Origin of the sequence: Marinoscillum sp. (assembly GCF_965229915.1) — a bacterium.
Lineage (GTDB): Bacteria > Bacteroidota > Bacteroidia > Cytophagales > Cyclobacteriaceae > Marinoscillum.
This window is the reverse complement of sequence record NZ_CBDDJZ010000001.1, coordinates 5,090,168-5,112,157: the sequence shown is the minus strand read 5'-3', so window position 1 is coordinate 5,112,157 and position 21,990 is coordinate 5,090,168. Positions and strand designations below refer to the sequence as shown.

The following is a 21,990-nucleotide window of genomic DNA, read 5'->3' as shown; positions in this document are numbered from 1 at the left end:
CCTCATGAATTTTTAAATTATTGTATTTTTACAATACCAATATCCTTTTTAACAATATTAGAAGCATTTCCATTATAACTTTAACGTGATTTTTTAACCAACCAACAATCACAATGGAACCTTCTGCACCATCTAGTGAGGCATTTGGCAATGTCGACACTCTGTGGATTCTCATATCTGCTGCCCTCGTATTTTTCATGCAAGCCGGATTTAAAGTATTAGAAACCGGATTAGTCAAAACCGAGCATCGTTCGGGTATAGGTGTCAAAAACTTAATGGATTGGGTCGCTGGTAGTTTGGCATTCTTTCTCATCGGCTTTGGGCTGATGTTTGGCGAATCATCAGGTGGCCTCATTGGCACAACCATGTTGTTAGGTGATTTCACTGAAGGCTACACCTATGTCTTTTTCATCTTTCAGTTGGCTTTCGCCGGAACGGCACTCACGATTGTTTCTGGAGCCATGTCTGGGCGTACTGCCCTTGGCCCCTATTTCGTTGCTTCGTTATTTACTGCAATTATTGTCTACCCGGTATTTGGTCACTGGGCCTGGGGCAACTTGTTGATTGAGAGCAACGAACCATGGCTGGCTTCTTTAGGTTTTATGGACTTTGCTGGCTCTACGGTCGTTCACTCTGTAGGAGCATGGGTAGGTCTGGTAGGGATTGGGCTCGTAGGTCCCAGATTAGGAAGGTACAACGCTCTTGGAACAATTCAACCTGTAAAAGCCTCTGACTATGCATATAGCGTCCTTGGTTTGATGATCCTCTGGCTAGGCTGGTGGGGGTTCAACGGAGGTAGTACACTCGGATTTGACACCTCTGTACCTATCATCATACTAAACACCAATCTCGCTGCTGCAGCTGCCTGTCTAAGCGCATACCTGCATGCCAAATTTGCTCAAAAAAATAAAGATCTGATTGAGAAGGTCATCGGAGGCTCACTTACGGGACTTGTCGCCATTACGGCATGTTGCAATGTAGTCACACCAATAAATAGCATTGTCATTGGTCTTCTTGCTGGCTTGATTCATAACCTGGCCTACATTCTCATTTCCGAAAAGTGGAAACTTGACGACCCTGTTGGTGCCATTCCTGTTCATGGCTTTGGAGGCGTGTTTGGTACACTGTGTGTCGCATTATTTGGTCAGGAAGAGTTACTGGTTCATAGCCGATGGACACAACTTGGTGTCCAGTCCATTGGGGTAGTGGTTTGCATCGCGTTTACTGTCACTACTGCCTTTGCTGTTTTTTACATTATTAAATTCACTTTTGGGCTTAGACTTTCGCCTATGGAGGAAAAGTCCGGAGCTGTTTTTGGGATGAAGCAGGAAGATTTGCTCATAGAAAATGAACTGGAGAAAACCGTCAGTCAGGTATCTGTGAGAATGGGAGAAAGCTCTTACAACCTCTTCAAAGTCAATGAATACTTAAACTTGCCCAGGGAAACACGTGTAGGTCTTATCCGCACAGAAAGTGTTCAATACCTGGATGAGTCAGGCAACGAAGTGCCGACACTTGAAGCGGTCAGATACCTTTCAGGGGTCATTGAACAGCAACGAGATCAGGGTAAATCGCAGGAGGAGTTGGTAGAACTGACTTTGTTCAAGGAGCGAGAAAACGTGATTGGCAGTTTGCAAGACATACTCCTTGGGGAAGATCACAGCATTATAAGCGTTTTCCCAAATTCCTTTGTCATACTAGAGGCCAAAGGCAAGGTTTCTAGTGATTTTTACTGGCATGGAAAAGAAAAAGGGTACCGCATAGCAGTAGCGGCCTCCTGTTATGATCCGGATATATCCAATGCGTTTATTTCCGCATTAACAGTATCTCAACTCAACGAAATTGTGGGAATCAAAAAGATTCTACCTCCTGAGAAAATACTGACCATTTTAGATGATAAAATCAGTTTAGCACTTCAGTCTAGTGGTTCGGCCAAAAATGCTAACGGTTTGGAAATAGGTATTCTGGTCGTGGACAACAACAAACGCACTGCTTACTATTCAGCATCAGGCACTGGAATCAAGCTTTATGTAAAGAAATTAGAGCAAGCATTGCAGGAACACAAGGGCATTGACATTCCATTGGGTAATGGTGCCAGAAAGTTCGAACGAGTAAAAATCGACTACAGTAAGGGGGACGCTTTCTTCCTCTGCTCTGATGGATTTGCGAACCAGTTAAATGAAAGTGGGAAACGGTATTCAACCACGCAGCTCCGAGACTTCCTGGAGCAAAATGCCGCTCGATCCATGAAAGATCAGAAAATGCTTATTGGTGAGGAATATGCAGGCTGGAAAGGTACACAACCTCAAACAGAAGACATCTTAATTATGGGCATCAAACCATAAATACTGTTCAATAACTGCTTTCTAAAAGGTCTTGAATCAATTTGATTGAAGACTTTTTAGGTTTTAGGTAAATCCCCTATTTCGACATGTAAATCACGCGATTTTTAATTGAAGTAGTACGCTCGTGTATGGTTTTGGTCCCTGCACCAAATTTGTATTACCAAAACCACTACGCTAATGACTGATTTATTCAACCAATTGATCGGAACATTTACTCTAAATGGATTACAGCTGCTCCTACTGATTTCAACTATAGGGTTCACCATGTATTTGTGGGGAAGGATTCTTGAGAACAAATCAGCTTGGAAAAAACGTTACAAACTCCAAAAACAACTGGAGTCGCTGGAGTATAAAACCAAGCGAGACATAGAAGAAAAGGACAGCTTCCTATCTAATATGAGTCATGAGATACGTACTCCCATGAATGGGGTAATCGGGTTAGTAGAAATACTTCTGACCACAGATCTCTCTCCTAAACAGCGAGAGTACCTCGAAGCAATCAATCACTCTGCCAGCAACCTCCATTTGCTCATCAACGATATTTTGGATTTATCAAAAATCAATGCAGGTAAACTCACGCTCGAAAAGACTGACTTCAACCCGTACGAAACCATCAAGTCACTACTAACTACCTTTGAGTCCAACGCACAGAAAAAAGGCATCCAGCTTCGATCATTCATGCACCCCTCTGTAAACGAACAAGTGATTGGGGATCCCGTACGTTTCTCACAGATCATATCTAACCTTGTGAGCAATGCAGTGAAATTTACCAATACAGGAGGAGTAGATGTCATTGCAAAAATGGAATCGAACGATGATGGATACCGCCTACAGGTAGAAGTGAACGATACAGGTCGTGGTATTTCGAGTGAGAATCTACCGACCATTTTCAATCCTTATGATCAGGCGGGTAATGAAACTGCACGATTGTATGGAGGTACAGGCCTGGGGTTGAGCATTGTCAGACAATTGGTAGATCTTTATGGTGGCAGCATCAATGTCACCAGTAAACTCGGCGATGGTTCCAGTTTTCAATTTGATGTTCAATTAGACAAAGCCGTCGCGGTAAAAAAATCGAAAAAGGTTGTTTCAATAGACCAACTCTCGAATATCAAAATCTTAATGGCTGAAGACAACCTGATCAATCAAATGGTGGTGAAGTCACTACTACAAGATATGGATGTGGAGCTCGACATTGTGGAAAATGGTCAGGAAGCCATCAACGCCATCTATAAAAAGACATATGACATCATACTCATGGATGTACAAATGCCAATTATGAATGGTCTGGATGCAGCTCGATTCATCACCAAAAGCCATGATGTGCCTAACCATGAAACACGGATTATCGCTCTGACTGCTTCCATTCTCAAGGAGGATATTGAGGCATGCTATGCTGCAGGTATGGATGATTATCTGGCCAAACCATTTAAGCCACAAGACCTTATCGAAAAAATTTCCGTTAACACGCGAATGATTGCCTAAAAAGAAAGTACGATTTTCCCAAATTGATCGGTGGTAGCCATGGACTGAATAGCCTCCACTGACTGATCAAAAGGGTAAATCTTATCCACTGCAGGAATGATCTGATGATTAGAGACAAAACGTACCATCTCCTGAAATTCTGCATCATTGCCCATGGTAGATCCCATCAGAGATACCTGTGACCAAAACAGTCTAAACAGATCAAACCCTTGCGTCTTGCCGGTAGTGCTACCGTACACCACTATTCTACCAGCAGGCTTGATGAGTTTCAGGTAGTCATTAATGGCATCACCTCCGGCACTGTCGATAATCGCATCAAACTTGCCAACCTGGGCCGCTGCTTGTTTTACCCAGTCTTTATCACGATAGTTGAAACCAGCCTTGGCTCCCAGTTTGGAAGCCTTCTGAAGTTTTTCCTCCTTACTACTCGTCACATAGACCTCTGCTCCCACAGCTTTAGCAAACTGCAAGGCAAAATGAGACACCCCACCGCCGATACCTGTGATCAAAACTCGATCTCCTTTGCATACCTGAGCCTTGGTGAATGTGGCACGAAAAGCCGTCAGACCAGCCAGAGGCAATGCAGCTCCTTGCTCTGAGGTCAGGTGCGTTGGTTTTTCAATCAGTCGATCTTCCGGCACTACTATATACTCTGCTAAAGTACCGTTCTCAGGAGTGCCAAGAATCGTATAGTTGGCAGCTTGTACTTCAGGATTATCTCCCCAGTTGACATTGGGGTTGATGAGCACTTCTTTGCCAATCCACTCCGCAGGTCCATCAGTCACTTCTCCACATCCATCAGACCCAAGCGTAATTCCATCTTTGATTCCAGGGTATTTACCTACTGAGATCCAATAATCCCGTCTATTTAGGGCTGCAGCTTTAAGTTTCACCAAACAGTATCCATCTGTAACATGTGGTTGTGCCTTATTGACAAGTGCCAAGGAGTAGTTGGAATCTTTGGCCAGTATTACTAAAGATTTCATGGGGTTCAAAATTTTTGGATTCAACAAGGAAGACTAGAAGGGCATTCCTTCATCATTATCATTCTTATTGGCCTTACTTGGTAGCGTAATGGTAAAATCAGAATTACCTGCACCACCACCAGAGGATGGAAATGACTGGCCATAGTTATCACCACCGCTCATCGGAGCATCCAGATCTTCAAACTTGGTAAACTTGCCAATGAATTTCAATGGCACATCTTCCAGCTTGCCATGACGGTTCTTAGCAATGATCACCTGACCAACACCTTGGAGTGGCATACCATTTTCATCCTGAGTAATGCCGTAGTACTCTGGACGGTAAAGGAACATCACCATATCTGCATCCTGCTCGATAGATCCTGATTCCCTCAAATCCGATAACTGCGGTCGTTTGTCTCCACCACGGGTCTCCACAGCACGACTCAGCTGTGAAAGTGCAATGACTGGAACGTTTAGCTCCTTGGCTATTCCTTTCAATGCCCGGGAGATGGATGCAATTTCCTGTTCACGGTTACCTCCAGAGTTTTTGGATTGATCTCCCGACATCAACTGTAAGTAGTCAATGACAATAATGGAGACACCATGCTGAGCCACGAGTCTTCTTGCCTTGGCCCGAAGCTCCAGGATACTTAGACCAGGTGTATCATCAATGAATATTGGAGCCTCAGACAAACGGCTGGTCTTGCTGATCAACTGCTGCCATTCATAGGCTTCCAGGTTTCCTTTTCTCAATTTGTCTGACTCCAGTTCCGCCTCACCAGAAACCATCCTGTGAACTAGCTGAACTGAGGACATCTCCAGAGAAAAAATAGCCACTGGTATTTTAAAATCAACCGCGGCATTGCGAAGTGCTGATACGACGAAAGCCGTCTTACCCATACCCGGTCGTGCTGCAATAATGATCAAATCCGAACGCTGCCAACCTGATGTGTTTCGGTCCAAAGCGGTAAACCCACTTGGAATACCGGTCAATCCGTCTTTCTGATTTTTGCGCTCTTCGATCTCCTGAATCGCCTGATGCATCAGCGAGCTCATCTGATCAAAGTTCTTGCGAATATGAGACTCAGATACATCAAACAAAGACTGTTGTGCCTTGTCTAGTAGATCGAATACGTCTTTCGTATCCTCATAAGCATCTTGCTGGATAATGGAGGATATGTGAATAAGCTGACGTTTGATGGACTGCTCCGCAATGATCCGCGCATGGTATTCGATGTTAGCAGCTGAGTTAACTTTGGTAGTTAACTCAGACACGTAGTAAGCACCTCCTACTATTTCGAGATTCCCATCTTTGCGCAATTGGTGCACTACTGTTTTGATGTCCACCGGCTCACTATTATTGAATAGGTGAACGATCGCTTCAAAGATCATCCGATTGGCATCTTTGTAGAAGCTATCTGGCTTCAGAATTTCAATCACATTGGTCAAAGCATCCCTCTCCAGCATTAAAGCCCCCAAAACGGCCTCTTCTAACTCTATAGCTTGAGGTGGCATTTTGCCAAGTTGCCTCGACAAGTCCGAGACTGCTAGCCGTCTAGTTTTTGATCCGCCTTTTACTGTTGATGGGTTTGTTCCTTCCATGTGATATTTTTCTCAAAGCAAACCTAGTTGATGTCTTTATAACCTCGTAAAAACTTACAGACATCTTACTAACTATTTTGATGTGGATAAATCCTCATCAACAAAACGGCTCATTCTCACACAAAAGTTTGGCTCCCCCCCTTTTTCTTTTATTTTTGAGCTATACGTAACAACCCATGCAGATAAACACTGACCTATTAAAGAATAAGCAAAGAATATATATAGGTGGAAACCACGGAGTAAACAAGATCTACGGTCTTGTGCAACATGTATTGGAGGTTATTGGCAAACCCGCTGATTATTACTCAGTGGGTGAAGACTTTACACCTAGTGATGCTCCAATCGTATTGATCAAAGGAGGTGATGAACTGACAGATGGTAAAGCGTTATTCCATCAACTGGACATTCACATATTGCTCATCCACCGGATTGACGAAGATGTACCGGCCCCTTACCAATCGTTCGAGGAGTATATTGCCCAATTTGAACTATTGGCCGATAACCTTCCAAAAGCAGGCACTTTCCTCTTTTTTGAAGGTGATAATGTAGCCACACTGATGGGCAAAAAAGAGCGTGAAGACATCAAAAATATCGAGTACTCGGAACTAAAAACGGAACAACTAGAAGACGGATATCAGGTGATCAATGGTTCGGAAAAGATCCATGTAAAATCCACCAGTAAGCGATTTCCGAAACATGCAGCAGCAGCTAAAGCACTGCTCAACCGCATTGGTGTATCGGATGCTCAGTTCTTCGAAGCTCTAAAGTCCTTTTCATGAAACTTCACCTGAAGAACCCTCTCGTAGTATTTGACCTGGAAACAACCGGCACTAACATATCACGTGATCGGATTGTAGAAATGGCACTTATCAAAGTAATGCCGGACGGCACTGTTGAAGAGAAATGTCGTAAAATCAATCCTACCATTCCCATCCCCCTGGAAACAAGTTTGATCCACGGGATCTATGATGAGGATGTAAAAGATGAGCCTACCTTCAAGCAAGTGGGTAAGTCCCTGGCCACTTGGCTGGAGGGTTGTGATCTTGCGGGATTCAATATTCTCAAATTTGACGTGCCTATGCTAGTGGAGGAATTTCTCAGAGTCAACATTGACTTTGATGTGGACCATCGAAAATTGGTGGATGCTCAGAAGATCTTTCATCTGATGGAAAAAAGAAACCTCAGTGCGGCGTACAAATTTTACTGCGGTAAAACCCTCGAAAATGCTCATAGTGCTCTTGCCGACACCCAGGCCACCTATGAGGTACTTATGTCTCAAATAGAGAAATACGACGGTGAAAAAGTGCAGAACTTGCTCGGAGAGGAGATCGGAATCATCGAAAATGACATGGGCACCCTGCACGAACTCACCAACCAAAAAATGGTTGATCTGGCTGGGCGAATTGTCTTCAACAACGACGGAGTGGAAGTATTCAATTTTGGCAAACACCGCGGCAAGCCTGTTAATGATATCCTACAAAAAGAACCTAGCTTTTATGATTGGATGATGAAGGGAGACTTCCCGCTAGACACCAAGCGCAAACTGACTCAAATAAGACTTAGGAACACTTTTGGGTAAAACCCCGGCCCATCAAGAACTAATAGTAACTTAAAACAACCCGATCTAACAAAATGAAATGAGGGTTGTATATTTATTGTAAACCTTTAGTTATGGCCAAAACGATCATCGTATCTAATCGACTACCAGTAAAAATATCTCAAGAGGACGGTAAGTTCCAGTACAAACCAAGTGAAGGAGGCTTAGCAACCGGCTTGGGCTCCATTTACAAAGAAGGAGACAATATTTGGATTGGCTGGCCAGGAATGCCAGTCTCCAAATCTGATCACCAAAAAGAGATCACTAAAAACCTGAAAAAGGAAAGCATGAAGCCAGTGTTTCTCACAGCTTCTGAAATTGAGGATTTCTACGAAGGGTTTAGCAATGAGACGCTCTGGCCAAACTTCCACTACTTCAATCAGTACATAGTTTTCGATGATGAGATGTGGCGAGCCTATCAAAAGGTCAATAAGAAATTTGCCAAAGCCATTGAGGAGGTACTGGAACCAGAGGATACGATCTGGATCCATGATTACCAGCTGCTACTTCTTCCCCAACTTTTGCGACAGCACGCCCCCAAGGCAAGCATCGGATTCTTCCTGCACATCCCCTTTCCTTCTTACGAATCCTTCAGGCTGCTGCCTTGGAGACGAGAGCTTCTCAACGGCATGTTGGGAGCAGATTTCTTAGGATTTCACACCTATGACGACATGCGTCACTTCCTATCATCCGTAAATAGATTGGCAGGATTGGGCAACAGCAACGGACAAATCAATGTAGACAACAGAAAAGTCATGGTGGATGCCCTACCAATGGGAATCGATTATGAAAAGTATGCCAGCACGGCGGCTTCACCCGAAACCCTGGCAAGAGAAGTACGATACCGAACTTCAGTAGGTGACCAGCGTCTTGTGTTATCCATTGACAGATTAGACTACTCTAAGGGAATTCCACAGCGATTGAAAGCTTTTGAACTATTCCTGGAAGAGAATGAGGAGTACCGTGAAAAAGTATCTTTGCTGATGGTAGTTGTTCCATCTAGAGATTCAGTGGGCAAATACAAAGAATTGAAAGAAGAAGTGGATCTTCTGGTTGGTAGGATCAATGGTAAACATGCACGACTCAACTGGACACCCATTCACTACTTCTATAGGTCATTTCCCCTCAATGCCTTGTCCGCATTTTATCGCATGGCAGAAGTAGCACTCGTCACCCCAATGCGAGATGGCATGAATCTGGTCTGTAAAGAGTTTATTGCCAGTAAGTTGGACAAAAAAGGTGTCTTGATATTGAGTGAAATGGCTGGAGCGTCTAAAGAATTATCGGATGCCCTGTTGATCAACCCGAACGACATTCATCAGTTGGTCAGTGCACTGAAGAAAGCTTTGACCATGCCTGTGAAAAAGCAAATGGCGGCCATGACCACCATGCAGCGATCCCTGCAGCGGTACAACATCCACCATTGGGTAAACATCTTTATGGAGCGTCTAAGCTTCATCAAAAATGAACAAAAAGCATTGGAGACACAGATTGTGGATAAGGACATTCGAAGCGAAATCAAGACATCATACGATACTGCAGATAAGCGGCTTATCTTTTTGGACTATGATGGCACTTTAGTTGGTTTCTTTAGTGATCCCAATGATTCCAAACCGGACAAAGAATTGAAAACGATCCTTAAAAAACTCACGGATGACAAGCGAAACCGTGTGGTAGTGATCAGTGGAAGAGGACGAGAAACGCTCGCTGAATGGCTCAAGGAATATCATTTAGAAATTATCGCTGAGCATGGTGTATGGATCAAGGAACGCGATCAGGAGTTCAAAACGCTTACCACGCTTAGCGACAATTGGAAAGAACCAATTCAAAAAGTATTGGACGGCTATGTAGATCGAACGCCGGGAAGTTTCATAGAGAAGAAGGATTACTCATTGGTATGGCATTACCGCAAAGTAGAAACCGGACTTGGTGAAGCAAGAACCCGAGAACTGACCAGTCACTTGAAATACATCACCATCGACAGGAACTTGAAAGTTCTCGAAGGAAACAAAGTAGTGGAAATAAAAAATTCAGAGATCGACAAAGGTCGTGCAGCCGCAGTATGGCTCAACAAGTATCCATCTGATTTTGTGATGGCCTGTGGTGATGATTGGACCGACGAAGACACCTTCAAGGCCATGCCAAAAGATGCCTATAGCATCAAAGTCGGTAGTACATCATCTGCTGCGAGATATCGGGTGACTGATCACACAGAAATCCGAGATATCTTGAAAAGTTTAATCAACTGACAGGTTATTCTCCTATTCATAGGTGACGCCAAATTAAAAAAGAGCCATTGTTCGAATGGCTCTTTTTTATTTGTAGCTATAAATTGATTATAAAAAGTCTGGCTTATCCAGCTTTCTGGCAATTCTCGAAGCAGCGTTGAGCAAGCCTACGTGACTGTAAGCCTGAGGAAAGTTTCCCCACATGCTGCCATCCTTTTCGTTCACGTCTTCACTCAACAGCCCAACGTGATTGGAATAAGAAATGAGGTTTTCAAAATACTTGATTGCTTCATCCAGTCTTCCCACACAAGCCAGAGCTTCTACATACCAAAATGCACAAATGAGAAAAGTAGTCTCTGGTTCACCAAAATCATCCTGATGCTTGTATCGATAGAATAGCCCTCCTTTGGCATGTAGTTCTTTCTCCATCCCCAACAAGTGATCTCTGGCAGCCTGTTCATTACCCCCAAAGTAATTCATCATGATCAGCTGGAGCGTGCTGGCGTCCATCCGATCCACACCTACCGCTTGTGCGTAGGCTTTCTTGGATGGAACAAAACACTTCTCGATCATTTTTTGAGATCGTTCTTTGAGTCTTACAGCCTTTTCCCCCATTTTGGAGTCTCCGATCACTTTAGCAATTTTCACCGCTGCACTACTACCCGCCCAATGGAACAAGTAGGTATAGCAATGGTGTTGGCTCAAGTTCCTGAATTCCCACAATCCCGCGTCAGTCTCATCAAAAGTCTTCTCAATCATATCGAGCGTTTTAGTCACCAACTCGGATGAATCAAAACGCTCTGTAAATATGATCCGCTTATCCTCATAGAGAGGAAGCAATGAAATCAACACCTGGCCATAAACGTCATTTTGAATGTGCGTATATGCGTCATTTCCAATGCGTACGGGCTGATTTCCCATGTAGCCATTCAGTGCTATTTCCTTCTCCGTCAGTCGTTTCTGACCACTGATACCATATAGTGGCTGATATCGGTTTGATTCTTCAATAGTCGTGTTGAGGATATAGTGGAAGTATTTCTCTGATTCCTCAAAGTGCCCGATGTTATTAAAAGCATTGAGTGTATAGAACGTATCACGCATCCAGCAGTATCGATAATCCCAGTTGCGGGTGCTGCCGGGTGATTCTGGCAAGCTGGTAGTCGCTGCAGCTATGATCGCCCCAGTATCCTCGTACTGATGTATTTTCAGGATTAAGGCTGAGCGGATCGCTTCTCTTTGATAAAAGTTGACAATAGCAGCAGTCTTGATCCAGTTTCTCCAGTAGTTTTTCGTTTTAGTCAAGAACACCTCCACAGTCTCCTCCAGGGAAGCTTCCAGTGGTGGTCCGTAAGTCATCACCAGATACTTGGTTTCATTCAGCACAAAACTCTCTTCGCCCAGCACGTAATTGAGCGAAATGTTTGTAGTAAGTCTACAATGAGCCTCCAGTCCCAGAAATCGAATGTGATTGCTACCCATCGAAGACTGAGGAGTTACGTTCCCATAGTCGCCCTTTGGTTTACATTTGACCACTAATCGAGGATTTCCCTCCAGACGCTCGATTTTTCGTATGAGCATTAAAGGTCGATAGTATCTATCTGTCTGATAAAAGCGAGGAGCAAAGTCTGTGACACGATACTTGCCTGTTTCCGATTCCACTTCAGTGCATAGAATGTTGGTATTCTCTATGTAATACTGCTTACTATCGAACTCAGGCTCTAAAGGCTTAATCGAGAACTCTCCACCCTTCTCTTCATCCAATAGTCCTCCGAAGATAAAACTACTATCAAAACGGGGCCAACACATCCAGGAGATGTTGGTATTCTTATGAATATGAGCGGTAAATGCACAGTTGCCGATTACACCAAAATCGTAGGTATGTCTTCGCATGTATGAATTATTTGGTGATACTTACTTTAAATGAATCATCTATTTTTTTAACAATTCATAAATTAAGTGGATATTATTTTATAATAAAAGCAAACGATAATTCTATTTTTAGAAAATTCCACAATTTTCTAAATCCCTAAATATAAATACTGGTGAGTGTGGGTAAGACGCCTGTGAACCATCCTAAAATAACATGAGGTAACCTAATGGTATTGGCTCCGACACACACATAAATGAGGTAGTCCTATTCACACATCAATTCCTTTCATTATATTTGGTTTTCACCTGACTAACACATGTTTCAAGATCTTTTTAAGAACAAGACTCTCAAGATCAGTCTGGAGATACTCTTCGGATTTCTTATATATTATCTTCTGATCACTGCGCTCATATATGTTGAAAAAGACAGCAGTCAATCTGCCATAAAGGATTATACCAATGCAATATGGTATTCGGTGGTCACACTTACTACAGTGGGTTATGGAGACCTCTTCCCGGCTACTGTTTATGGAAGAGCGATCGGATATGTCTTTATCCTAATGAGCGTCGGTATTTATGGTATTTTAATTGGTCAATTCACGAATCTTATGGCTACTATCAAGGAAAACAAAAAACTTGGTTACAACGGAACAAGCATGGAAGGACATGCCATTATTATTGGTTGGAATGAATTTGGTAAAATGGTTCTGGACCAGCTGATTGGAGTAGGTAAACATGTGGCTATTGTCACTAACAAAAAAGAGGACATTGAGCTGATCAGAGATCAATACCCTCATAGCAAGAGTATTTTCATCTTGTACTCGGACTTCAATGCGCATGAGCTATTAAAAAAGAGCAATCTGGAGCAATCATCCATTGTATTTGTCAACCTAGACGATGACACGGAAAAACTGGTATATATTCTTAACCTGAAGAAAGTGTTTCCTAACCTGGAGTATGTGGTAACCCTAGAAAATGGTGATCTTAAAAACACATTTGTTAGTGCCGGAGTGACCAACACCATATCTAAGCATGAATTATCCTCAAAGCTTCTGGCTTCTTATATGTTTGAACCGGACGTAGCAGCCTACAGCGAATCCATCATGTCATTTGCTAGAGGAGATTCAGACTATGACATCAAGCAATTTTTGGTTACACCAAACAATCCTTATGTGGGCAAACCTTACCAGGAAGCATTTTTTGAGTTAAAAAGCAAGTACAACAGCGTGCTCATAGGTATCACTAAGCGTGATAAATTTGGTAACAAGAAGCTGATCAAAAACCCACTCGGCGACTTGAAAATTGCTCCAGGGGATTACTTAATTATTATTCTAAACGGTAAAGCATTCAAACTAATTAGACGAGCCTTCCACGTGAACGAAGGGTACATTAGAGAAAAACAAAAGCAATCATGAAGAAAAGACCTGTGGGATTGATCCTGGCCGTACTCAGTATGGCTTTGGTAGATGGCTGTAAAAATAGGGATATCAACGAAGGTGAGGCTTTCCAGCCGCGAGAAATCCATGAAAACATCAGTTTTCACTTCGATAAGATCTCTGTTGATGGTATTGAATACCTCATTCTGGAAAAAGACAACAACAACCCGCACGAGGGGTTCGGCTTTATGGCATTCCGAGCCAACAAACTGATGGCCAAACATGATACCATGATGGCTTATGTCAAGACGATCAATGACCTGCAAACAAGAATATATGCTGCTGCTTCTGGTAGAAAACTAGAGGATGTCCAGGCAGAAGTTGATGAACTGCTTCTCTTCCACCTGAATGAAGAAGTAAGAGAACTCCAAAGTCTGGAGTCTAGCGATCTTGATTCAAAAAGAGTGCTCGAATCGGAAACTGAAGAATAATCAGTTTCCGAAATAGGCTTTTAAGTTTTTCAGAGCTTGAGACAACTCATCAGTGATCATCGGTGAGTTCACTATGTCCTTAGCTACTTTCACTGCATCAATCAGTTCATCTTTGTCCTTAAACACCTCATTGAGTATCTGACAGTCATAGATAAGAGACATCAATACTACAAATCCAGGAGTAGGTTTGGCACTCTTGAAGACAATATTGAACATTGAGTCGCGAATCTGCTGCTCGAATGCATAATTGGCATTGTCCATTCGTTCAGAAAGTGGAATCCACATCAATTTTGTAGCCTCCTTTTTCAAGATACCCCGCTGTATCAACAGCTGATTCAAATCTTCCTGAATGTCCTTAAAGTGGTGAGTGAGGTTTTCGATGGTATCGGTGAGAGATACCCCGCTTTTTAGTTTCTTCAACACATTATCCAAGATGCCATTCCCCGTTCCGGTCGTATCTGAAACGGTGATTGTACTGTCATGCAACTCTACTTTTTTCTGTAGGTGCAATTCCAGAATACAAGCGCTGATCAACCCTGGTACGATTGTCTTTTCAGCTGCTGCTAGTAATCTTCCTTCTTCATCATCAAGCGCTATTAGGTATAGACCCTCTGCGATGCTAATTTTCATACTGGTTCGTTGTGGTTTGTTATCCTTTTAGTTATTCTTTAACAATAGTCCCATTGTTAAACCTTGCACCAAAATTGAGAAAACTACGCAACAATAGGTAACAAAAAGTATAGTTTCTTTAATAGATCCCTCGATCCACGTAAATTCTGATAATGACAGAGCCAATGCCACGGAGATACCTCCTCGCAATCCTCCCCAGGTGAGAATGGCAATGGTCTTTGGTTCAAATTTACGATAAGTAGACATGATGCCTATTGGGATAGATACACCAAGCAAGCGCGCAAACAATACAATCAACACTCCTACAATCCCCACCAGGATACTGCTAGGCGAGAAGGTATTGGCGATTACGATCATCTCCAGCCCCACCAAAATGAACAAGATGGCATTCAATGCTTCATCAAGCAAATGCCAGAATTTGAACACATATTCACCAGTTGCATTGGCTAATTTCTCGTCGCGCCCTTCATTTCCAATGAATAATCCCATGACTACCATTGCCAATGGTCCTGACACGTGCAGAAACTCAGCCACACGCCCACCGACCATTACCAGGGTAAGCGTCACCAGCACTTCCAACTCCACATGGTCATTGTCAATAAAATTCAGCAGTCTAAATCCAAGAAACCCGAAAATAGCTCCCAGGAATACTCCACCAACTACTTCCTGACCAAATAGCAATGCCACACTACCTGCGGTAATTTCGCCACCACCATGTGCTCCATGAGCAGCCTCTGCTCCACCATTAGTGGCTTGCGCAATACCCAGGATCGTAAGGAAAACCACTACGCCTACTCCATCATTGAACAAGGACTCACCAGCAATCTTAATCTCCAGGTTTTTAGAAAGGCCAAATTTCTTAATAAGTGCCAACACCGCAATAGGATCTGTAGGTGAGATCAGGGCTCCAAATAGTAGACAAAAGATGTAGTCAATTTCTACACCTAAATACGGGAAGATGTAAAATACCAACGTACCCACTATAAAAGTGGACAACAAAGTACCAACAGTAGCCAAAATTAGAACAGCTACCCGCTCCTCAAGGAGCTTCCTCAGGTCTACCGATAGCGCTCCCGCAAAGAGTAAAAAATTCAGCATGACACCCATCAGTACTTCCTTAAAATCAAACTCCTCAACAATGTGTTCAGCACCCCTTGTTACAGCTGGAAATGCATACCCCAAAATGAGAATGAACACAGACATCATCAAGGCAATAGCCATTAAACCAATAGTACTTGGTAACTTGAGAACTGTGATGTTAATTAGCGTAAATACTGCGGCTAAGAAAATGAGTAAGGTGATTAGGTCGAGAATGCTCATGCGATGAATGAATAATTCAATTAAAATAAGTCCTTTAAGGCGCTGCCAAAATAAGTACAATAATATTACTAAAAAAATAATGCTTAACTTTTATTATAGCTCCATTTCGGCCATAATCAGTGCATATTTCAAATAAAACGGGTTTTTTTCATACAATATGAAAATCAGTCAATTCACGCTTATTGCAATATTTTGGGTTTTTGTGACCATCACAGGATGCCAATCTATCAAGCAAACACTCGCTGGCAACAGCATTAACAGGTCGTTCAAAAAATCCGAAATTTTCACCAATCAATTCACCGGGTTTTTACTGTATGATCCGCAATCAAACGTCTATCTAAAAGAATGGAATGCTGACCTGAATTTTACACCAGCATCTAACACCAAGATTTTTACCACTGCAGCCTGTTTGCAGGTTTTCGGAGATTCCATTCCTACCTATGATTTAGCTCATATTGATTCGGTAGTACATATTGAGCCATACGGAGATCCTACCTTACTCCATCCAGACTTTCCAGAACAACCGGCACTCTATCCTCTCATGGGCACTCCCACGGTTGTCCACCTTCCAGAGCGACCGATCAAAGCTTTTGGACCAGGCTGGGCGTGGGATGACTACCAATACAGCTTCCAGTCTGAGCGCTTTTGGATGCCAATATACGCCAATGAAGTGCGAATCTTTAACTCTGACACACTTCATGTGATCCCTGACTTTTTTGAAGACTACATCGATCTCTATGTAGGTGAGCGACCAGGCAGTTTTGTATACCGAGAGTTTGCTTACAACCTATTCAATATCTGGATGGAGGACGACTCCTCTTCATTCGAACGCAAAATCCCTTTTCAAGTCAGCAATGAATTGCTGAGTATATTGATGGCAGACACCATTGGAGCCAGTACCACCACTACCAACAGCCCGCTACTGGTCAAGGAGAAAACCGTGTACAATCAAGCCACCATCCCTACTCTGGCTCTGATGATGCAGCGCAGTGATAATTTTCTGGCGGAGCAATTACTCATCACTGCAGGAAGAGCAAAAGGATATGAGAATCAGGATGCTTTCAGAAATCGGCTACTCCATGCGTGGCAGCTATCAGATCAGCTGCAATGGGTAGATGGGTCAGGTTTATCGAGATATAACCTGTTCACACCCAGAGCCATCGTCAAAGTGCTCAACTATATATATCGAGAAGTGGATTGGCAGACCATTCAATGGATATTCCCCAATGGAGGCAAATCCGGCACAATCAAGAACTGGTATCCCGGTATTGATCAACCTTATGTGTTTGCTAAAACTGGTACGTTGAGCAACAATCATTGCCTGAGTGGATTTATCGTTACCAACTCAGGCAGGAAGTTAATTTTCTCCTTTATGAATAACAATTACCTCACTCCAGTGAATGAGGTAAAAGCTGAAATGCAAAAAGTCTTAGAAAAGATCAGGGACAATTATTGATTGGTATCGCCGTAATCTGCAATCAACCCACCAGTCAATCGCATTAGCTCTACTTTAGAATCCATGAGATTGTATAATGCCTGTAATTTGACAATTGAAGCAGATAAGTAGTTGTTTTGAACCACACGGAAATCAAATGAATTGATCGTTCCACTTTTAAACTTTTGTTCAGAGATACTCAGGTTGGTTCTTGCTGCTTCTTCACTTCTGGCACTAATACCATACAATTGTCTTCTTACTTCATACCTCTCATAAGCTTCGTACAAGTCTCTGTCCAGATTGGTTTCCAGTTGCTCAATGCGCAAATTGCCAATATCTTCTGCAACCACCGCATTGCGAATGGCGCGATTTACTCTCCCTCCATCAAATAGATTGAAACTTAAAGTGAAGTTGGCAAAGTAAGTCCCGGTCTTAGAAACAAGTGGCTCTGGCGGGTTTTGATAGTTGGTATTTGGGCCATCATAAGTGGCATTGGTTAAATCAGATACGTTTCTATTCCATTGATATCCACCATTCACACTTAAGGTTGGGAATAAATCCGATCTATTTTGTTTCACCTGAGATTCCAAAATAGACTGTGAGATGTATATCTTTTTAAGATCCACATTCTCAGCAAGCATTGCTTGTTTGAGGTCTTCAAACTGATATTGTTGCTTTTCGAAAAAGAGTGAATCGGCAAATTCGTATGAATTATTTAAATCCTCATTTACAAGCAACACATTGAGTGTTCTTACTGCATTGCGATAAGCCAACATCTGATTGATATAATTGGTAGAATCCGTTAGGTAATTATTCTCTTCCAGAAGCAAATCAGATGTGACAGCACTACCCATATCATATTTGGTTTCAGTGTAGCTGTAAACATCTCTACTCAAAGCCAACTGCTGCTCAAAGACATCCAGCCGGTCCTTTTCAAGGACTGCATTGTAGTAAGCTAGAATAATCGCCTGAAGTGTGTTGGCAATAACCACATCAGCATTTTGCATAGACTCGGCTTCCAACTGCTCCAATCTTCGTTTGGAAATAATGGCTTTGTTGCCCTGAAATATGGTCCAGTTCACATTCAAAGAAGGCGTAAGACCATAAGATCGCTGATCATCTAACTCAAAACCTGGAAACAACTGACCTCCGAAAAACTGATTATCAGACTGCTGGTTTCGAATGTTATTTTGACTTTGGACGTCCAATCGAACTGAAGGTAAAATACCTGTAGCACCCCAGTCATTGTTGTTTTCTGCTGTAATGACATTCTTCCGCTCTATACGTATGTCATAGTTTTTCTCCAACCCGATTGCGATAGCATCCGACAATGAAAGCGGCTGCTGGGCCAAAGCAGTCCCAGTAGCCAAAAATAAAAGTATTCCTAAAGTGTAAAACTTCACTTGTTTATAGTCTTTGTAGTTAAAAAATTGATTAGGCTGATTCGCGGTACTCTTCCAGACGCTGTTCGTCCAGGAGCACTCGCTCCACCTCTTCACGTGATGGCTTTTTACCTGTCCAGAACCATTTGAGTGCTCTGCGCACGTCGTTGAAGAACAAGATCAAGACTGGGAAGAACACGAGGATGATGAAGGTACCGATCAACACCCCATAAGCCACTGAAATCGCCATGGGGATCAAGAACTGCGCCTGGAAACTTGTTTCCTTTATCAACGGGTAAAGTCCCAATACCGTAGTTAATGAGGTTAACATGATGGCTCTAAACCTGGCAAGACCAGCATTATAAGCAGCCTGGTAAACAGTCATTCCTTCATCTTTCACCAAAGAATTGAATTTGGCAAGGAATACCACCGCATCGTTAATAATAACCCCAGACAGGGCCACCATTCCCCAAACGGAGAGCAATGATACAGGCAATTCTCGTCCACTGATCCACGACTCCACACCATGACCAAACATGGCTCCAAACCAGCCTAGTGGAATCATGGAAGCAATTAAGAATGCCTGGTAGAATGATCGGAATGTGATCATCAAAATGAAGAAGATCAGTAAAAAGGCACCCCCAAAGTAGAGACCAATTTCTTGTCCGGCTCTGGCACTTTCCTTTGACTGACCACCGTAATCCACAGTCACCGTTGGGAACTGGGCTTTCAACTCTGGAATAATCGTATTCTGAATCTTCTGTAAGATCGGTGGTACTTCTGCAAACGGATCTTGAAGATCGGCTTCTACGGTCACTGCCCTGGAGGAATTGAAATGCTTGATTCCGCTTACTCCTCTTTCGATTCGATAATCAGCCACCTGATTCAAAGGAAACTCTTGCCCATTTGTTGTTTTGATCTTAATATCCTCTACCTGGCTGATGCTCTGACGATCGCTTTGTGGGTATCTTACCCAAACGCGCAACTCATCGTCACCTTTCATGAATCGCTGAGCTTCTTCGCCAAAGAATCCCTGACGCATTTGTCTGGTGATATTGTCGTGAGTAAGTCCTAAGAAATAGGCTTCTGGTCTTAAATCGAATAGCATCTCTCTCCTACCGATTGGCACATTGTCTTGTATCTCCTTTAGGTCAGGTATGTTGGCTAATTCTGCTTTTAAGAACTCCTTGGCATTGCGCAATTCGTCATAATTCTTACCCAGCAGCATGACCGATACAGGTTTACCCCAGCGGTTGCCTCCGCCAATGCTAAACTTCTCTGCTTCCGTGACCGGCCCTATTTCTTTACGAATCTTCGATATCAGATCGAACTGGTTGATACCATATGGATCCAGTTCGTCATACATCACATTCACATTACCCGCATGTGATCCACTTTCACCATCACCCGAAAAACCGACATTGGTAAAGGTGTAGGTGATGATGTCATTTTCAATAACAAGTTCCTCTTTCAGTTCATCATTCACCTTCCACACCGCATCGTCAAACCGGGCCAGGTAAGCCTCTACTTTTTGCTCTCGCTCACCTGGTTTGAAACTAATGTTGATGTTGAAGCTATTGAATGGAATCTGAGGAAAAAAGGTAGCCTTGATCTGTCCCCCTGCGAGCAACCCAACAATCACCACCACAAATCCGGTAAGCACTGCCAGAGAAACCAGGCGGTACTGCATGGCATAATGCAACACTCTACCGTATAGTTTCAGTCGCATGTAGTCAATGAAGCCATTCAGCACCTTTCGAATCTTGTAGCTTCGTGTATCCTCTTTTTTCACACTCAATACCTTCTTACTGGCAAGGTGTGCGGGCAGGATGAAAAAAGCTTCTAACAGGGAGAAAGCCAGACTGAATATGACCACAAATGCCATATCTTTCAAAAACTCAAATCCTCCGGTCAATAACAACAAGGGTAAAAACGCCACAATGGTGGTCAATACAGAAGTAAACACCGCTGGCACTACTTCCAGTGTGCCACGTACTGCAGCTTGAATTGGATTTTTGCTCTTTTCAAAATGAGAGTAGATGTTTTCAGCAATCACAATTCCATCATCCACTAAAATCCCGATGACCAGGATCATACCAAATAGTGAAATCATGTTGATCGTTAATCCAACAAACGAGCCTAGAATAAACATCCCCAGAAATGACGAAGGAATACCCCACGCCACCCAGAATGACAGTCTCAAGCTCAAAAACAAACCCAGGGAAAGCAGCACGAGTAAAAGACCTACTACACCATTAGATGTGAGTAGATCCAACCGCTGATTCAGCATGTTGTTGAAATCCCAAGTAGTTGTCAGCTTCACTGCATCATTTTGCTCGTTGAAGGTTTGAACATAGGCAGTGACCGTCTCGGATATTTGTGTTAAGTCTTCGGTTTCCAGCTTTCTAACTTCCAAAAACACAGCTTCTTCACCATTCAGCAGCGCTTTACTAGGCTGATCAGCAAATTGTTCTTTGATCGTTGCTATATCACGCAATCTCAGCTTGGTACCGTCTGTGTTGCTTCGCACCACAATCTCCGAAATCTCATCTGCTTCGGTTTGCTTGGCTTTTGATCGGATCAAGATCTCCTCACTGCTGGACTTGATAGAACCAGCAGAAATATCTCTGTTGTTCAATCGAACAGCGTTCACCACCTGATCAAAAGTCAGGTTATACCTTCTTAGCGTTTCTTCTGATACTTCAATAGAAATCTCCAAAGGTGGAAATCCACTGATATTCACCTGACTGATCACCCCAGTAGCTAGCAAGTCATCTTCAATCGACTCTGCATATTGCTTAAGTGTTTTCAGACTCACATTACCTGTCAGTCCAAGCCACTGCGCAGTGGATCTTTGGCGCTGCTTAAAAATGATGGGCTTCTCTGCACCTGCCGGGAAAGAGGAAATCCCGTCCACGGCATTCTTCACCTCAGTATAGATCTCATCTATATCGTAGTTGTCTAGTGTGAGAATGCTGATATTGGCACTGTTCTCAGATGAAGTGGAGGTCAACTCATCGATTCCAGCAGTGGATTTCAGAGCCTCTTCTATCTTAGTGGTCACCCCCTCCTCCATCTCCTCAGGAGATGCTCCCGGATAAGCTACAGTGATGTTGATTACTCGATCCTTTGCCGTCGGGAAAAAGGACATTTTGGTATTTAAAAAGCTCACCACCCCACCAATGATAGTCAGGGCAATCAGGATGTTCGCTAAGATGGGATACTTAACAAAATATGCGACTAAACCTTTAATTGAATTCATGTA

General features: G+C 43.0%; 15 protein-coding genes. 8 read left to right on the top strand and 7 right to left on the bottom strand.

Features of this window, described 5'->3' with window-relative positions:
* Positions 1-113 precede the first annotated feature (113 nt).
* Positions 114-2,345, top strand: a complete 2,232-nt coding sequence (gene amt / locus ACO067_RS21850) for an ammonium transporter (protein ID WP_421878198.1) — start codon at positions 114-116, stop codon at positions 2,343-2,345.
* A gap of 177 nt (positions 2,346-2,522) precedes the next feature.
* On the top strand, positions 2,523-3,830 hold the full coding sequence (locus ACO067_RS21845) for an ATP-binding protein (protein WP_421878196.1): 1,308 nt from the start codon (positions 2,523-2,525) through the stop codon (positions 3,828-3,830).
* Here the strand turns inward: ACO067_RS21845 and ACO067_RS21840 are convergent.
* Both ACO067_RS21840 and dnaB read right to left on the bottom strand, forming a co-directional pair.
* Entirely contained in the window at positions 3,827-4,816 is a 990-nt protein-coding gene (locus ACO067_RS21840; RefSeq protein WP_421878194.1) for a zinc-binding dehydrogenase, read from the bottom strand. The two genes, ACO067_RS21845 and ACO067_RS21840, sit on opposite strands and share 4 nt — an antisense overlap.
* 33 nt (positions 4,817-4,849) lie before the next feature.
* Positions 4,850-6,397: a replicative DNA helicase gene (dnaB, locus tag ACO067_RS21835; RefSeq protein ID WP_421878192.1), complete on the bottom strand. Its 1,548-nt coding sequence runs from the start codon at positions 6,395-6,397 to the stop codon at positions 4,850-4,852.
* A gap of 176 nt (positions 6,398-6,573) precedes the next feature.
* Here dnaB and ACO067_RS21830 point away from each other — a divergent pair, with 176 nt between their 5' ends.
* The 3 genes from ACO067_RS21830 (at position 6,574) to ACO067_RS21820 (ending at position 10,243) form a co-directional block, all read left to right on the top strand.
* The gene (locus ACO067_RS21830; protein ID WP_421878190.1) at positions 6,574-7,176 is read left to right on the top strand and encodes a hypothetical protein; all 603 of its coding nucleotides are present in this window, start codon (positions 6,574-6,576) and stop codon (positions 7,174-7,176) included.
* Positions 7,173-7,976, top strand: coding sequence for an exonuclease domain-containing protein (locus ACO067_RS21825; RefSeq protein WP_421878188.1), 804 nt, complete (start codon positions 7,173-7,175; stop codon positions 7,974-7,976). Before ACO067_RS21830 ends, ACO067_RS21825 begins: the two co-directional genes overlap by 4 nt.
* A gap of 92 nt (positions 7,977-8,068) precedes the next feature.
* A complete protein-coding gene (locus ACO067_RS21820) occupies positions 8,069-10,243 on the top strand; it encodes a bifunctional alpha,alpha-trehalose-phosphate synthase (UDP-forming)/trehalose-phosphatase (RefSeq protein WP_421878186.1) in 2,175 nt (724 codons plus the stop codon).
* An 87-nt stretch (positions 10,244-10,330) separates the two neighbouring features.
* On the opposite strand, the gene ACO067_RS21815 is transcribed toward ACO067_RS21820, so the two are convergent.
* Positions 10,331-12,112, bottom strand: coding sequence for a glycoside hydrolase family 15 protein (locus tag ACO067_RS21815; RefSeq protein WP_421878184.1), 1,782 nt, complete (start codon positions 12,110-12,112; stop codon positions 10,331-10,333).
* 296 nt (positions 12,113-12,408) lie between these two features.
* Here ACO067_RS21815 and ACO067_RS21810 point away from each other — a divergent pair, with 296 nt between their 5' ends.
* Both ACO067_RS21810 and ACO067_RS21805 read left to right on the top strand, forming a co-directional pair.
* On the top strand, positions 12,409-13,506 hold the full coding sequence (locus ACO067_RS21810; protein WP_421878182.1) for a potassium channel family protein: 1,098 nt from the start codon (positions 12,409-12,411) through the stop codon (positions 13,504-13,506).
* Positions 13,503-13,958: a hypothetical protein gene (locus ACO067_RS21805; RefSeq protein WP_421878180.1), complete on the top strand. Its 456-nt coding sequence runs from the start codon at positions 13,503-13,505 to the stop codon at positions 13,956-13,958. Before ACO067_RS21810 ends, ACO067_RS21805 begins: the two co-directional genes overlap by 4 nt.
* Here the strand turns inward: ACO067_RS21805 and ACO067_RS21800 are convergent, their stop codons facing one another.
* Both ACO067_RS21800 and ACO067_RS21795 read right to left on the bottom strand, forming a co-directional pair.
* Complete coding sequence (locus ACO067_RS21800; RefSeq protein ID WP_421878178.1) at positions 13,959-14,588, bottom strand: GOLPH3/VPS74 family protein; 630 nt, start codon at positions 14,586-14,588, stop codon at positions 13,959-13,961.
* A gap of 27 nt (positions 14,589-14,615) precedes the next feature.
* A complete protein-coding gene (locus ACO067_RS21795) occupies positions 14,616-15,908 on the bottom strand; it encodes a cation:proton antiporter (protein ID WP_421878176.1) in 1,293 nt (430 codons plus the stop codon).
* Positions 15,909-16,065: 157 nt separating this feature from the next.
* Between ACO067_RS21795 and ACO067_RS21790 the strand changes: the two genes are divergently transcribed.
* The gene (locus ACO067_RS21790; protein WP_421878174.1) at positions 16,066-17,364 is read left to right on the top strand and encodes a D-alanyl-D-alanine carboxypeptidase; all 1,299 of its coding nucleotides are present in this window, start codon (positions 16,066-16,068) and stop codon (positions 17,362-17,364) included.
* On the opposite strand, the gene ACO067_RS21785 is transcribed toward ACO067_RS21790, so the two are convergent.
* Positions 17,358-18,842, bottom strand: a complete 1,485-nt coding sequence (locus ACO067_RS21785; protein ID WP_421878172.1) for a TolC family protein — start codon at positions 18,840-18,842, stop codon at positions 17,358-17,360. The genes ACO067_RS21790 and ACO067_RS21785 overlap by 7 nt on opposite strands.
* On the bottom strand, positions 18,778-21,987 hold the full coding sequence (locus ACO067_RS21780) for an efflux RND transporter permease subunit (protein WP_421878170.1): 3,210 nt from the start codon (positions 21,985-21,987) through the stop codon (positions 18,778-18,780). Before ACO067_RS21780 ends, ACO067_RS21785 begins: the two co-directional genes overlap by 65 nt.
* Positions 21,988-21,990: the final 3 nt, after the last annotated feature.

What these genes read in the sequence shown, in the direction of transcription:
- ACO067_RS21800 (WP_421878178.1), bottom strand. Translation starts at nt 14,588, where the DNA reads ATGAAAATTAGCATCGCAGAGGGTCTATACCTAATAGCGCTTGATGAT.
- ACO067_RS21840 (WP_421878194.1), bottom strand. Translation starts at nt 4,816, where the DNA reads ATGAAATCTTTAGTAATACTGGCCAAAGATTCCAACTACTCCTTGGCA.
- ACO067_RS21810 (WP_421878182.1), top strand. Translation starts at nt 12,409, where the DNA reads ATGTTTCAAGATCTTTTTAAGAACAAGACTCTCAAGATCAGTCTGGAG.
- ACO067_RS21820 (WP_421878186.1), top strand. Translation starts at nt 8,069, where the DNA reads ATGGCCAAAACGATCATCGTATCTAATCGACTACCAGTAAAAATATCT.
- ACO067_RS21795 (WP_421878176.1), bottom strand. Translation starts at nt 15,908, where the DNA reads ATGAGCATTCTCGACCTAATCACCTTACTCATTTTCTTAGCCGCAGTA.
- ACO067_RS21815 (WP_421878184.1), bottom strand. Translation starts at nt 12,112, where the DNA reads ATGCGAAGACATACCTACGATTTTGGTGTAATCGGCAACTGTGCATTT.
- ACO067_RS21805 (WP_421878180.1), top strand. Translation starts at nt 13,503, where the DNA reads ATGAAGAAAAGACCTGTGGGATTGATCCTGGCCGTACTCAGTATGGCT.
- amt (WP_421878198.1), top strand. Translation starts at nt 114, where the DNA reads ATGGAACCTTCTGCACCATCTAGTGAGGCATTTGGCAATGTCGACACT.
- dnaB (WP_421878192.1), bottom strand. Translation starts at nt 6,397, where the DNA reads ATGGAAGGAACAAACCCATCAACAGTAAAAGGCGGATCAAAAACTAGA.
- ACO067_RS21825 (WP_421878188.1), top strand. Translation starts at nt 7,173, where the DNA reads ATGAAACTTCACCTGAAGAACCCTCTCGTAGTATTTGACCTGGAAACA.
- ACO067_RS21845 (WP_421878196.1), top strand. Translation starts at nt 2,523, where the DNA reads ATGACTGATTTATTCAACCAATTGATCGGAACATTTACTCTAAATGGA.
- ACO067_RS21790 (WP_421878174.1), top strand. Translation starts at nt 16,066, where the DNA reads ATGAAAATCAGTCAATTCACGCTTATTGCAATATTTTGGGTTTTTGTG.
- ACO067_RS21780 (WP_421878170.1), bottom strand. Translation starts at nt 21,987, where the DNA reads ATGAATTCAATTAAAGGTTTAGTCGCATATTTTGTTAAGTATCCCATC.
- ACO067_RS21830 (WP_421878190.1), top strand. Translation starts at nt 6,574, where the DNA reads ATGCAGATAAACACTGACCTATTAAAGAATAAGCAAAGAATATATATA.